Below are 13,916 nucleotides of genomic sequence, written 5' to 3' on the forward strand. Positions count from 1 at the left end.
TTAATTAGATGGCAAATATATATTTTTAAGTCGTTTATTTATTCTGATTCGTCTGAAATTTCATCTCCATCATTTTCAATTGGGATAATATTTATAGATGGTTTTTTTAGAATTTGTTTGTTAGCAATACTACGCTCTAAAGACAATAGTAGTGAAGGCAGTAATAGTAAGTTTGATAACATTGCAAATAGTAATGTTACAGAAACTAATGCGCCAAGTGCAACTGTACCTCCAAAACTTGAAATTGTAAATACCGAAAAACCAAAGAATAAAACAATAGAAGTATAAAACATACTTACTCCGGTTTCTCTTAAAGCAGCATAAACCGACTTTTTAATCCTCCAGTTATTGGCTTGTAATTCTTGACGGTATTTTGCTAAAAAGTGAATGGTATCATCTACCGAAATTCCAAAAGCAATACTGAAAACCAAGATAGTTGACGGCTTTATTGGTACGCCTAAATATCCCATTAAACCTGCTGTTACAACTAACGGTAATAAATTTGGTATTAGCGAAACAATAATCATTCTAAAGGAACGAAACATGTAAGCCATAAACAGAGAAATAAGAAAGATGGCTAAAGACAATGATAACGCTAAATTATTAACTAGATATTTTGTGCCTTTTTGAAACACCAAAGCTTTTCCTGTAATAGTAACATTGTATTTTTCTTTTGGGAATACCTTGTTTATTTTGTGAACTAGATTCTCTTCTATGCGTTCCATTTTGTCAGTCCCAATATCTTTCATGAACGTAGTTATTCGAGCATATTGACCAGTAGAATCTACAAAGTTATTTAAGAGATTAGTTTCTCCGGAAGTTGAGTTTTTCGCATAAGGCATAATAAAAGCTTCTTCCTGTTTTGTTGGAAGCTGATAGTATTTTGGATTACCATTATAGTAAGCTTGCTTAGAATATTTAACGAGGCTAACCACAGAAATAGGACGTGATAATTCTGGTATTTCAATTATTAAATCTTCAAGTGCGTTCATACGTTTTAAGGTAGCCGATTTCATGACTCCCTTTTTACGTTTGGTATCTATCAAAATCTCCATTGGCATAATACCATTAAACTCTGCTTCGAAAAAGCGAATGTCACTAAAAAATTCAGCATTTTTAGGCATGTCTTCTATTAAGCTTCCTGAGACTTTTATTTTATAAATTCCTATAATACAAACAATTATTAATCCTAAGGAAGTGACGTAAATGGCAATACGTTTTTCTTTTACCATACGTTCTGTCCAATCTACAAAACCACCAATCCAACGTTTGTTTAAATGTTCTAAATGCCGCTCTTTTGGGTAAGGTAAAAACGTGTATAAAATTGGAATAATAAGTAAACAAAGAATAAAGATAGCCAATATACTAAGTGAAGCAACAACACCAAATTCCTTTAAAAGTTTGCTTTCTGTAAAAATAAAAGTTGCGAATCCAGAGGCTGTTGTAACGTTCGTCATTAAAGTGGCATTACCAACTTTGGTAATAACACGTTGAAGCGATTTTACTTTATTACCATGTAATTTTACTTCGTGTTGGTATTTGTTAATTAGGAAAATACAATTTGGAATCCCAATAACAATAATAAGCGGTGGAATTAAGGCTGTTAAAACTGTGATTTCGTATTTTAAAAGACCAAGGATCCCTAAAGTCCACATGACACCAGTACAAACAACAATTAATGAAATAAAAGTAGCACGAAAAGATCTAAAAAATAAAAAGAAAATAAATGATGTAATGGCCAACGCAGCTAGAACAAACAAACCAATTTCGTCTACAATATTTTGTGCATTTAAGGTTCTAATGTATGGCATTCCAGAAATGCGAACGTCTAGATTGTAAGTGTCTTCGAAAACCTTAACTTTTTTCATTAAAGTTTCAATAACAAAATCTTTTCTTGCAGGTGTATTTACTAGCTCTTTTTTAAGGTAAATGGCCGTTCGTACCGTTTTGGTTTCTTTGTTAAATAGAAAGTTATCGTAAAACGGGTATTTGTTGAAAAGCTCTTCTTCAAGTAATTTTATTTCAGATGAAGACTTAACAGAGTCTTTTATAAAAGGTTCTAAATCGAACTTTTGTTCTTTAGTGTTTTTTACCAGTTTTTGTAAATCTTTAATAGAAACAACACTTTCAACTTCGTTTGCAGATCTAAAACTCTCTGATAGCGTGTTCCAAGCGTTTAGCTTTTTAACAGTAAAAAGTGTAGAATCTTTAACGCCTAAAACAATAAGGTTTCCTTCTTCTCCAAAGATGTCTAGAAAATTATTATACTCAATATTTACTTCATGATCATCCGGGAGTAAATTAGCTTCAGTATAAGTAAAACGCATGTATTTCCATTGCGTACTAAATAAAATGGTAATGATTGTTATGCCTAAGAGAATACCAATTTTATTACGTAAAATTAGCCTAGCCACAATATCCCAAAATTTTGATTTTTTTTGTTTCGTCATGTTGCATTAAAAGGAGATTCAAAGGTATGCAAAACCTATAGATTATGTGTCATTTCAAAACAGAAATGGTGAAGTAGCTATAATGTAATATTAAAAGTAAATTTAAGCGCAATATTATCCTCTTCTCTAGGTAAGTGGTAGGCGCCATAACGGTAAGTGAAACTCAAACCGAAACCAAATAAAAGTTTATTGATTTCGAAACCAGATTCTGTATACCCATTTTCTAAAGTGTCAAAGCTTACGTTTTGATGTCTAGAGATATTGTTCATATTACCAATTGCATAACGTGTTATCAGTACTAATTGCGGATTAAAATATTTGGAAATATGAAAAGGTTTTACGTAATGTTTAACCACTAAGGTTGCAAATCTATCCGAGAAAAACTCGTTAAAGTACATCGTTTCAAAACTATTAATTCCGGCAACAGAGAAACGCTGTAAAATGGTTTCTTTAGTAATATTATTTGGGTAGGCATGGTATAAATGGGTTAAAGGTGCATCTCCATGTGCTAAGCCCAAAGAAAAAGTGCCTATAGTATGAGACTCTTTATTGTGTGTGATTTTATGTATGGTTCTAAAATCTAGTTTCGAAAAATTAAAATCGGCATTTAAAACAGTCTTAAAACTCTTACTATATTGTAAGGTAAATTTTGGGTAGCCATCGACAATGGTTTCTGTTTTTCTATCTATTGTTTCATATTCTACAAACGGATTCCATTGGACAGAAACTTTAGCAATTGTGGTTTCAAAAGAACCATAATAAGTATTATCAAGAAAGTAACTATAATCATAAGTTGGACGAATATTACTAATAGCAACTTCGGTTTCTGTAATTAATTTAGGATTTATTTCGTATTCAAGAGAAATAGCAGACGTAATGTGTTTGTGAAATAAACTAATATTAAGTAAACGAGGTTCGAAGAATGAAAATGTTCTGCCATCTGTTAAAAAATTGGAACTCCCGGTTTCCATTAAATCATCTATATACGATATGTTAAGCCAGCTTTTGGTTTTCTTATTTAAAAGAAATCCACCACCAATTTTGTATTTAAAACGATGGTCTCTAAAACCATAAACACCATAAGAATCAATTCTAAAATTCTTTGAAAATTTATCATTTGTTACTCCACCTAATCCAGTTCTAAAGCCTTCGTATTGATTGAATTTTATAAGGTAACGCAAATCGAAATTCCATACTTTAGTAGGGAAGAAACCGTTACCAATTTGCTTTAAAAGGATGCTAGATTTTGTTGAATCTGTAGGTTTTTCTATCTCTTTTTCTGGTATTTGTCCAGTTGCTGTGAGTACAGAAAAAAGAAAAAACGTATATGACCAAAGGTTGCGCATAAATTAGTTTAATAACGATCTAATAGCTGTAGATAGGATGGTTTTATATTATTTCTAGAGGCTATTTCACCTTTTTTATCTCCATAAAATAGAGGTTTACAATCTGGATTTGCTATTAACTCCATGCTAGACATTGACGAAATTTTACCTTGCGCATTATAAAGCATAATGTAAGGAATTATAGTTATTTGCATCTTTTTTACTTGCTTATCACAGCTTAAATACGCACTTGTTGGTGTAAATTCATAACCTTGCGCCAAACTTATTGTAGAAAATAGGCTACACAAAAATGAAATGGATTTAATATAGCGCATAATTATATAAACGATAAAGTTAATAGTCCTCGTTTAAAAAAAAGCTACAATTAAGTCGCTTTTAACGTTTAAACCGTCATGATCTCTTTGTCTTTATTGGCTAAAATCTCTTCTATACGTTTTGAACACGTATCTGTAAGTGTTTGTATATCGGCTTCAGCATTTTTCTGTAAATCTTCCGAGATACCATCAACCTTTTTTATTTCGTTATTGGCATCTTTTCTTGCATTTCTAACACCAACTTTAGCATCTTCAGCTTCAGCTTTTGCTTGCTTTCCTAGATCTCGTCTGCGTTCTTCGGTTAAAGGCGGAACACTAATAATAAGAATCTCTCCATTATTCATTGGGTTGAAACCTAGATTAGCGACTTGAATCGCTTTCTCGATGGGTTGTATCATGTTTTTTTCCCAAGGTTGTACAGTAATTGTTCTACCGTCTGGAGTGTTTACGTTTGCTACTTGAGTTAATGGTGTTTGAGAACCATAATAGTCTACCATAACGCCGCCTAGCATAGAAGGACTAGCTTTACCAGCACGTATGTTAGAAAATTGTTTAATAAGGTGTTGAATCGCATTGTCCATCGACTCTTTGGTGCTATCTATTATAAATTGAATGTCTTCGTTCATTGTTGAAATATTTATTACTAATTAGCTTTATTCAAGAATTAAGCCAAAATTTATTTATGCTGTTCAACTGATTCTAGTCGAAGTGCATATTCTAATTCAATTACTAATGTAAACAATTTTAAAAAATGACACAAGTTTAACTAGATTCTAGTTTGCAAAGGAATAGATTATAAACTTACTTGAGTTCCAATTTTTTCTCCACAAACAACCTTCATTAGGTTTCCTCTTGTATTCATATCGAACACTATAATTGGTAAATCATTTTCTTGACTCAGCGTAAAAGCTGTTGTGTCCATAACTTTTAATCCTTTTTTAAGCACATCAGCAAAAGTAATATGGTCGAATTTAATTGCACTAGCATCTTTTTCTGGATCTGTATTGTAAATACCATCGACACGAGTGCCTTTTAAAATAACATCTGCTTCAATTTCAATTGCTCTTAAAACTGCTGCAGAATCTGTAGTAAAATATGGGTTTCCTGTTCCTCCACCAAATATAACTACACGTCCTTTTCGTAAGTGGCTCATTGCTTTTCTTCTAATAAAAGGTTCAGCAACTTCGTCAATTTTAATAGCAGTTTGTAAACGTGTTTTTACATCTGCATCTTCTAAAGCTTGTTGTAAAGCTAAACCGTTTATAACGGTTGCTAGCATTCCCATATGGTCGCCTTGCACACGATCCATACCATTCATGGCTCCAGCAACACCTCTAAAAATATTTCCACCACCAATAACAATGGCAACCTCAATACCTTTTTCTGTTACTGCTTTTATGTCTTGTGCATATTCTGCTAGACGTTCTGGATCAATACCATATTGACGATTTCCCATTAAGGCTTCACCAGATAGTTTTAGGAGGATTCTTTTGTATTTCATGTGTGTGTTGTTTACGCTGACGCGGAAATAAGAGTTATGCAAAATTACATAAAATTTTTATTTTTAAAATTATAATGATTGCTGAAATCAAAAAAATTTAAATTGATAGTTTTAGCTCAAGTGGAAGCATAAAAAAACCACTAGCTCTAAAAATAGAGTAGTGGTTTTGTATAATTTTTTTATTGCTCAGTCCGAAAAGGACCTTTACCTAATTGAGTATAGGTTACATCTCTAATTGTCCCATCATATTTAGCATTCCAAGCCATATGTTTTTTCCTGTCATTTATGTATGTAATAATAAAAATACGTTTCTGATTTTTTATTAAGCTTAACTCATTATGGGTTTCTATAAAGGATTTATCTTTAAAATACTCATTAGGTGTAATATAGTTTATAGAATCTATATTTATTTGCTCTCCAATTTGATATATATTACGCTCTTCTAATTTAGGATCTAATATTATGAAATTGTAATTATCATGTGAAAAACGAGAATCTTTACTTATTATACTAAAATGAGTTCTATACTCACCTTTAGAACCAAAAAAGTTTCTCGAGTCTATAAATATATATACATCTTCAATACTATTATTCTGAATAAAAAGTTTTTTTTCTGAATATATTTCTTGTTGAGAAAAACAGTTTGTTGTTATTAAAAAAATAATATAAGTATAAATATATTTCATAGTTATTCTATTTTAATTGCAATTATTAGTGTAATGTGTTCTTGCAGAAACTTCAACAAAATTTTTCTTTGTTAATTCTAAAGGAACATCCTGAATATTATTTATAAAGTCTTCTGTTTCTTCTAGACCAATCCATGATATATAATCCATTAATTGCTCAATTGTGAAATCTCCATAGAAATTTAAGCTATCACCATTAACATTTGTCAAAAAATCACTATCAGAGTCATTCAGCCAAGTATGAATATTAACCAAATTCTGTGCCATTTTAGTTCTATAACTTAGTGCGTTAAAAAACTCATGATTCCATTGACTACTATTTTCCGGAGGTAAAGCATTATACCTTACTAATAATTGATTAAAAATTACTGTTTCGATAGAAAAAACTTGAGGACTTCCGGTAAATGTAATACTTGTTCCTTGATTATTAATATAATTAATATCAACAATTAAACCTAACCTAACTAATCTTTCAATCAACTCAGCATGAATACTCTCGTGAATTAATGTTAATGCTAGCTCAAGAGTTGAAGCATTTTGAACAAAGTTTGTATCAAAAACAATATTATAAATAGTTTTCTGTGTTAAAGGGTTTAATACAGCTCTTGTTTCAGCATCTTCTCCAGTTGTTATATCTGCAACTCTAAATGTAACATTTGCATTTTTAGCACTATCAAAATGATCATTAATAATGTCATTAAAAACTGTACTTGATAGTCCTTTTAACTTTTCATAAACACAATTCAGTTTTTGATTACTTTTAAAAGTAGGATGTAAAATTACATTATTAGGAGAATCAAAATCACCACCACCACAAATAGCCAAAGCAGCTTCTTCTGCAAAACCCATATTACCTTGACTGTAACTATCTAAACTTCCTGTCGCAATGTTACCATTTGGGTCTATAGTAAGAGTAAATTCTAAGAAATTTAAAATTTCTTCTTGTTGATCTTCTGTTAATTCATTATTAAAACAACTATCGCTACTATTATCTTTTAATAGTTTTTTGAATTTTTTTTGTCTTAATTGTTCTGGTGTTGGTGCATAACCAGAAGACACACCTTGTTGAGAACTCTGTTGTCCTGCTCCACTTTGTTGCCCACTAGATGGGCTAGTATTTGTTCCTGGAATATAACTACCTCCTGTTGAACCATCTATACATCCCCAATCTATACCTATTAAACTATTATTTGATGGTGTTGCCATACCTACTTTTCCCCAACGTTTACATCCATTAGTATTTGTGGGACTATAAGCGCCATCAGAAAAACTATGGGTGCCACTTGCTTCAGGACCACTACAATTTGAACCTGTAACATCCCAAACTAAGCAATTACTATCTACTGTTAATTTAGAAAACAAATCTCCTGTAAAGCTATTAGGCTCTAATTCGCCATAAGTAACTTTACCTTCTAAATTCACATAGTCGTTATTTCTAAATGATTCTATTTCACTATCTGTTAAATCGTAACGTATTAAAAGCTCTCTATAACTTCCATTTGGCTCTAAACTTAATACAACATTTTGTATACCTTGTGGATGGTCGTAATCGAAAGCCAAAAAAGTATAAGAATGGTAACTGCCATCTGCAGATTCTAAATACTTTGCGGAACTATCTTCTATGGCAATATTTATAGAATCGTTAAGTATTAATTTTGATGCTTCGTTTGTTTTATTTATCTCTTTTGTGGTTTTTAGTTTATTTAATGCTTGTTTTAAATTTTCATTATTATTTATAGTATTAATATAAACAATACTTGTGTTATATTTTGCTTGATGTTTTACAGTTGGTTCTTGTTTTTGAAAATCATCGTCTTTTTCACAGGAAATAGTGAAAATAGAAACTCCAAATAAGAGAATGCCTAGCTTAACATAATGCCTTAGCTTGTTTGTTTGTTTGTTTGTTTTTCATTTACTAAAAGTTTTAAAATGTTATTGGTTTAATATTAAACCGTTTTGGTTGCTATTAAAACTAATTTTTAAGGAGATTGTACTTTATATTGAGACAACGTTACTTTTCAATACCCGTACATTTTCTTAAAAGTAAATAAAAAAGTAACTTGATTTATCGTCAATTGTTTAATTAATGTTAAAATCGTCCTTTTTTCAAGATTGTGTTACGGAAAATACCGTAATTGAGACAAATTGATAATAATGTTGGTTCAGTTTTAAGCATAAAAAAACCACTAGCTTTAAAAATAGAGTAGTGGTTTTGTATAATTTTATAAAGTTGTTTGTTTATATTTTATCCATAAAAGCAATATTTGAACCTATATCAATAATAACTTGTCTTAAAACTATTTTTTTATCAAAAAACTCATCTTTATCGATAATAAAAACAATTTTTTTAGAGCTTATTATTTCCCTAATAATATTTAAAAGATATCCAGTTTCATAATGATTATATTTTTTCAAAAAATTACTATCTAATATTCTGTATTTATTTTTTCGTAAAAACGTTTTCTTTTTTTAATAATAAAAGACGACGTTTTCGATTCTATTCTATCAAAATCAAAATATTTTTTATGAACAAAACCAAAAGAAGAATCTTTTAAATTATAGTTATAAAAAATTGTTGTGTCTATAAACTTATAATCGTTATAATTTTTATTTTCAATAGAAATACGTTTATTTTTCTTTTTGGAATCCTTAAAAAGGATGAAAAGTGTGTCGTTGCATTTATATTCCTTAAAAGCATCGTCATTTAAAAGTCTTTTTTTTAACGCTACAGCATTTTCATCTATAGCATTATCTTCAGTCACTTGAATTTGACTTATAGACAGGTTATAACTTAAAAGTGTAATTAATAAAATTAATAAATTATTCATTACAATAGTTTTTTGAAAACTGACGACTTGTTACATTATATCTTGTTGTAAGATAACTTTTGATTTCTTGAAAAAACAATTCGCATTTAATAATAAATGTTTTATATCTAAAAAATCAATATAAACCTACATTGGGAGTAATCTGCCTTAACATAATTTTCTTATCAAAAATTTCGTCTTTATCAATAATAAAAACAATTTTTTTGAAGCCATTATTTCATTAATAACTTTTAAAAAATTAATCCGTTTCATAATGCTCATATTTTCTTAAAAATTTTCTATCTAATATTCTTTTTTTATTTTTTCTTAAAAACCTTTTATTTTTTTTAATAACAATAGATGGAGTGTTTGATTCAACTTTATCGAAATCTAAATATTTTCTATAAACAAAGTGTATAGAATAAGAATCTTTTAAGGATAAGTAATAAAGAATTGTTGTATCTACAAACTTTCTGCCGTTATAATTTTTATTTTCAATAGAAATCCGTTTATTTTTCTTTTTGGAATTCTTAAAAAGGATGAAAAGCGTGTCGTTGCATTTATATTCCTTAAAAGCATCATCATTCAAAAGTCTTTTTTTAAACGCTACTTCATATTCATCGATAGCATTATCTTCAGTCACTTCAATTTGACTAATAGCCAAGTTATAACTTAAAAGTGTAATTAATAAAATTAATAAATTATTCATTACAATAGTCTTTTGAGAACTGTCTTGCAGTTCCTGTTGTTGGGCTTGCATATCTATAAAAAAGATAATTTTTGATGCTATCTGTAGCAATTTCTTGTTGAAACTCAGTTGTATTATGTAAGCCAGAAATACTTATATATTCATAAAACTCATCCCAATTAAAAAGATGACTCTCTGTAAAAGGATTATTAGGATAAATATCATTGTTATAATCTAAGTCGCTAACCTGATTTTGATTTGATAGAGGTATTAAATCATCTTTTACGTCTTCTAATATTTCTGCAATAGTTGGTATCATATAATCAAACATAAACTCATGTTGTTCTTGAAATTGTGAGCAAAAACTGTCGTAATATTCATTTATTAATTCACCAAGTAATTGATTGTTTAGAAAATCAATAGTTGTGCCATCATTACAATTACGTTTTTTTACATATAAATAGGCATGTAAACATTCATGAATCATATTTCTAGCAATTTCAATTGTTGAGCGAGCTAGTGTACTCGAGCTATTTAAATGGTTTTTGTTTATTTTAATAAGATAATTTGAATATGCAACTCCATCTATAATAGTCGATTGATTTAAAGGATCTGAACTTGTGGTTCCTCCAATTCCATCTGCTAATGTAGCATCTAATTCAAATCTCACGTTTAACCTTTCGCTCTCACCAAAAGTATCAATAAATAAATCTTTAAATTTAGGAGATGCTCTTAGTTTTTTATAAATACACATAAATTTTTCGTTTTCAGGCGTTGATATACTATCGCATACTTTTCTAACGTCACTCAAATCTACTTTAAAAGGCGAATTTAAGCTATAAGTAGCGTTAAAACTGTCATCAGACGTAAAGCAATCATCATCATCTAATTCCTCTAAATCTATAGCAGCATTGAATTCATCAACATCGTTGTCACTTCCTCCATTATTAGTCTGTGTCGTAGTTTCTCCGGTGGTTCCAGATGGGCCATTACTTCCAGGGTTACCAGTTCCTGTATTCATATATAGATCTATACAATCCCAATCTGTACTAATACCTATAACTGGTCCTTGTGTTGGTCCTATTCCTAAAGACACTCCGTTACAGCTTTCACCTCCAGTTGTTATATCTTGCCAACTATGTGAGTCACCTGCTGTACATAAATCTCCTTCACCATGAATAAATGATAAACAATCTGGACCGGCGCCACTAGTTGGTGCTATTACTTTAGAGTATACATTTATAGAAAAAGTGTTTTCATCAACATTAGCAATAGTTATTTTTGTATCAAAGTCTAATAAGCCATTAGATCGATAAGATTCTAAATCTTGCTGTGTCAAGTTGTAATTTAGTAAAACAACACGGTAGGTGCCATCATCTTTTAAACTTAAAACTAAGTTTTTCTTAGCAGTGATGTTATTTTCATCCATTGCTTTAAAAGTATAAGAATGGTATGAGCCGTCATCTTTCTCTAAATATTTTGCTTCACTATCTTCTACCAGGACATTTAAACTTTGGTAAACAACAATTTTATTAGAACTACTTATTTTAGATATAGGTACTTTCTTTTTTTTGAATTCTTTAAGAGTATTTGTAACTCTACTATTCTTACTAATTGTATTTATATCTATAGTCTCAATAGAATACTTAGGCTTTTTAGTAGCTGGATTGTTAACTATTGTGTGATTAATATCATCATCCTTTTGGCAAGAGATTATAAAGATGGATACTCCAAATAAGAGAATGCCTAACTTAACATAATGTCTTAGCTTGTTTGTTTGTTTGTTTGTTTGTTTTTCATTTACTGAAAGTTTTAAAATGTTATTGGTTTAATATTAAACCGTTTTGGTTGCTATTAAAACTAATTTTTAAGGAGATTGTACTTTATATTGAGACAACGTTACTTTTCAATACCCGTACATTTTCTTAAATGTAAATAAAAAAGTAACTTGATTTATCGTCAATTGTTTAATTAATGTTAAAATTGCCCTTTTTTCAAGATTGTGTTACGGAAAATACCGTAATAGAGACAAATTGATAATAATGTTGGTTCAGTTTTAAGCATAAAAAAAACCACTAGCTCTAAAATTAGAGTAGTGGTTTTGTATTTTGAATATTAGATGAGATTCTTCGCTACGCTCTGAATGACAACTACATTAGATTTCAACCTTCGCGGAAATGAAAAAAATAAATTATTTATCCTAAAGACACACGTTTAAAAGCAGTGACTTCAACGTTTTTAGACGCTACGTAATCTGCAACCGTTTGTTTTTCGTCTTTAATAAACTTTTGATCCAATAAACATTGTTCTTGATCTAAAGTTGTATTATCGCTAACAAAACGTTCCATTTTTCCAGGAAGAATGCGATCCCAAATTTGTTCTGGCTTACCTTCAGCTTTTAATTCTGCTTTCGCATCTGCTTCTGCTTTAGCCATAACTTCAGGAGTTAATTGTGCCATAGAAATGTATTGAGGTACGTTTTTAAGTGTTTTACCTAAACGGCCTAACTCAATATTATCTTTTTCGATAACTGCAATTCTTGCTTCAGTTTCGTTAGCGACAAAAGAAGCTTCAAAACCTTTATAAGATAAAGAAGTTGCTCCCATAGAAGCCACTTGCATTGCTACATCTTTACCAACTGTTTCATCTGCTTGAGATAAACCAACTAATGCACCAATTTTATTAATGTGAACATAAGTACCAACATAAGCTGCGCTTAATTTCTCGAAAGCGTTGATTTCTAATTTTTCACCAATAACACCAGTTTGCTCAATTAATTTTTCGGCAACTGTCATACCACCAAAATCTGCAGCTAAGAAATCGTCTTTGTTATCAAAGTTGATAGCGATATCTGCAAACTGTCCAGCTAATGCTAAAAACGATTCGTTTTTACCAACGAAATCTGTTTCACATCCTAATACAATGGCAACACCAACAGTATTATCAGCATTTATTCTTGTTACAGCTGCACCTTCAGAAGAATCTCTGTCCGCTCTTTTTGCTGCTACTTTTTGTCCTTTTTTACGTAATACATCGATTGCTGCATCAAAATCACCTTTAGCTTCCACTAAGGCTTTTTTACAATCCATCATACCTGCACCAGTTGCTTTTCTTAACTTGTTTACTTCTGCTGCTGAAATTTTTACTTCACTCATGATAAGTATATTTTAAAAAAGTCGCTTAATTAATTTCTGTTAGGAAAGAATCAAACGACTTTATTTGTAATAGTTTTATTGTTTTATTCTTCTTCGTTAGCTGCTGCTGCTTTTTTTGCTGGAGCTGCTTTAGCTTCAGTTTCTTCAACTTTAACCTCTGTCTTTTCCACTTTCGCTTCTGTCTTTTCCACTTTCGCTTCCGACTTCCCTTCAGCTTTAGCTTCTTTTTCAGCTTTACGCTCGTTTAATCCACCAGTAATAGCTTCAGTAACATGCGTTAATATTTTATCGATCGATTTAGAAGCATCATCATTTGATGGTATAACGTAATCTACTTGACGTGGATCAGAGTTAGTATCTACCATTGCAAATATTGGAATGTTTAATTTCTGTGCTTCTTTAATCGCGATATGCTCACGTTTAATATCTACAACAAACAAAGCTGCTGGAAGACGCGTCATGTCAACAATAGAACCTAAATTCTTTTCTAACTTAGCTCTTAAACGATCAACTTGTAAACGTTCTTTTTTAGATAAAGTTAAAAATGTTCCATCTTTCTTCATTCTATCAATAGTAGCCATCTTTTTGATTGCTTTTCTAATAGTTACGAAGTTAGTTAACATTCCACCAGGCCATCTTTCTGTGATAAAAGGCATATTAATACCTCCCGCTTTTTCAGCGACGATGTCTTTTGCTTGTTTTTTTGTAGCTACAAATAAGATTTTACGACCAGAAGCTGCGATTTTTGCTAACGCATCTCCAGCTTCGTCCATCTTAGCTGCTGTTTTGTATAAATTGATAATATGGATACCGTTACGCTCCATATATACGTAAGGAGCCATGTTTGGATCCCACTTACGTGTAAGGTGACCGAAGTGTACACCTGCTTCAAGTAATTCTTTTACTTCTACTGCCATTTTGTAATAGTTTACGTTCTGTTGAATTAGCAATAATTAAGTGGTCATTTAT

13 protein-coding genes are annotated in these 13,916 nt (G+C 30.5%); all 13 read right to left on the minus strand.

Translation table 11 applies throughout. The features are described 5' to 3' along the window. Positions 1 to 38: 38 nt before the first annotated feature. The 13 genes from RH82_RS11895 to rpsB all read right to left on the minus strand — a co-directional run bounded on the left by RH82_RS11895 (position 39) and on the right by rpsB (position 13,864). Positions 39 to 2,450, minus strand: coding sequence for an efflux RND transporter permease subunit (locus tag RH82_RS11895; protein ID WP_034061007.1), 2,412 nt, complete (start codon positions 2,448 to 2,450; stop codon positions 39 to 41). Positions 2,451 to 2,527: 77 nt separating this feature from the next. Continuing rightward, positions 2,528 to 3,796: a DUF5686 family protein gene (locus tag RH82_RS11900; protein ID WP_052158326.1), complete on the minus strand. Its 1,269-nt coding sequence runs from the start codon at positions 3,794 to 3,796 to the stop codon at positions 2,528 to 2,530. 8 nt (positions 3,797 to 3,804) lie between these two features. Further along, positions 3,805 to 4,110, minus strand: coding sequence for a hypothetical protein (locus RH82_RS11905; protein ID WP_156112466.1), 306 nt, complete (start codon positions 4,108 to 4,110; stop codon positions 3,805 to 3,807). A 68-nt stretch (positions 4,111 to 4,178) separates the two neighbouring features. Beyond that, positions 4,179 to 4,736: a ribosome recycling factor gene (gene frr / locus RH82_RS11910; RefSeq protein ID WP_034061009.1), complete on the minus strand. Its 558-nt coding sequence runs from the start codon at positions 4,734 to 4,736 to the stop codon at positions 4,179 to 4,181. 167 nt (positions 4,737 to 4,903) lie between these two features. Then, positions 4,904 to 5,611, minus strand: coding sequence for a UMP kinase (gene pyrH, locus RH82_RS11915; RefSeq protein WP_034061010.1), 708 nt, complete (start codon positions 5,609 to 5,611; stop codon positions 4,904 to 4,906). Positions 5,612 to 5,790: 179 nt separating this feature from the next. Continuing rightward, positions 5,791 to 6,297 carry a hypothetical protein gene (locus RH82_RS11920; protein WP_034061011.1) on the minus strand — a complete coding sequence of 169 codons (507 nt, stop codon included), beginning with the start codon at positions 6,295 to 6,297 and terminating at the stop codon, positions 5,791 to 5,793. 12 nt (positions 6,298 to 6,309) lie between these two features. After that, positions 6,310 to 7,857, minus strand: a complete 1,548-nt coding sequence (locus RH82_RS11925; protein ID WP_034061012.1) for a hypothetical protein — start codon at positions 7,855 to 7,857, stop codon at positions 6,310 to 6,312. Positions 7,858 to 8,535: 678 nt separating this feature from the next. Next, positions 8,536 to 8,712, minus strand: a complete 177-nt coding sequence (locus tag RH82_RS18430; protein ID WP_156112467.1) for a hypothetical protein — start codon at positions 8,710 to 8,712, stop codon at positions 8,536 to 8,538. Positions 8,713 to 8,723: 11 nt separating this feature from the next. Next, entirely contained in the window at positions 8,724 to 9,125 is a 402-nt protein-coding gene (locus RH82_RS11930; protein WP_034061013.1) for a hypothetical protein, read from the minus strand. A gap of 238 nt (positions 9,126 to 9,363) precedes the next feature. Continuing rightward, positions 9,364 to 9,813 (minus strand): hypothetical protein, encoded by a 450-nt coding sequence (locus RH82_RS11935; protein WP_034061014.1) that lies wholly within the window; start codon positions 9,811 to 9,813, stop codon positions 9,364 to 9,366. Further along, entirely contained in the window at positions 9,806 to 11,221 is a 1,416-nt protein-coding gene (locus tag RH82_RS11940) for a hypothetical protein (RefSeq protein ID WP_034061015.1), read from the minus strand. The genes RH82_RS11935 and RH82_RS11940 overlap by 8 nt, the downstream gene beginning before the upstream one ends. Positions 11,222 to 11,987: 766 nt before the next feature. Beyond that, positions 11,988 to 12,947 (minus strand): translation elongation factor Ts, encoded by a 960-nt coding sequence (tsf, locus tag RH82_RS11945; RefSeq protein WP_034061016.1) that lies wholly within the window; start codon positions 12,945 to 12,947, stop codon positions 11,988 to 11,990. A gap of 83 nt (positions 12,948 to 13,030) precedes the next feature. Continuing rightward, a complete protein-coding gene (rpsB, locus tag RH82_RS11950; protein WP_034061017.1) occupies positions 13,031 to 13,864 on the minus strand; it encodes a 30S ribosomal protein S2 in 834 nt (277 codons plus the stop codon). Positions 13,865 to 13,916 lie beyond the last annotated feature (52 nt).

The organism is Lacinutrix jangbogonensis, from assembly GCF_000797445.1.
Taxonomy (GTDB): Bacteria; Bacteroidota; Bacteroidia; order Flavobacteriales; family Flavobacteriaceae; genus Lacinutrix; species Lacinutrix jangbogonensis.

Bases quoted from the DNA above. Each gene is read 5' to 3' on its own strand.
- RH82_RS11920 (WP_034061011.1), bottom strand. From the start codon at position 6,297: ATGAAATATATTTATACTTATATTATTTTTTTAATAACAACAAACTGT.
- frr (WP_034061009.1), bottom strand. From the start codon at position 4,736: ATGAACGAAGACATTCAATTTATAATAGATAGCACCAAAGAGTCGATG.
- RH82_RS11940 (WP_034061015.1), bottom strand. From the start codon at position 11,221: ATGGATGAAAATAACATCACTGCTAAGAAAAACTTAGTTTTAAGTTTA.
- RH82_RS11900 (WP_052158326.1), bottom strand. From the start codon at position 3,796: ATGCGCAACCTTTGGTCATATACGTTTTTTCTTTTTTCTGTACTCACA.
- RH82_RS11930 (WP_034061013.1), bottom strand. From the start codon at position 9,125: ATGAATAATTTATTAATTTTATTAATTACACTTTTAAGTTATAACCTG.
- RH82_RS11935 (WP_034061014.1), bottom strand. From the start codon at position 9,813: ATGAATAATTTATTAATTTTATTAATTACACTTTTAAGTTATAACTTG.
- tsf (WP_034061016.1), bottom strand. From the start codon at position 12,947: ATGAGTGAAGTAAAAATTTCAGCAGCAGAAGTAAACAAGTTAAGAAAA.
- rpsB (WP_034061017.1), bottom strand. From the start codon at position 13,864: ATGGCAGTAGAAGTAAAAGAATTACTTGAAGCAGGTGTACACTTCGGT.
- RH82_RS11895 (WP_034061007.1), bottom strand. From the start codon at position 2,450: ATGACGAAACAAAAAAAATCAAAATTTTGGGATATTGTGGCTAGGCTA.
- pyrH (WP_034061010.1), bottom strand. From the start codon at position 5,611: ATGAAATACAAAAGAATCCTCCTAAAACTATCTGGTGAAGCCTTAATG.
- RH82_RS11905 (WP_156112466.1), bottom strand. From the start codon at position 4,110: ATGCGCTATATTAAATCCATTTCATTTTTGTGTAGCCTATTTTCTACA.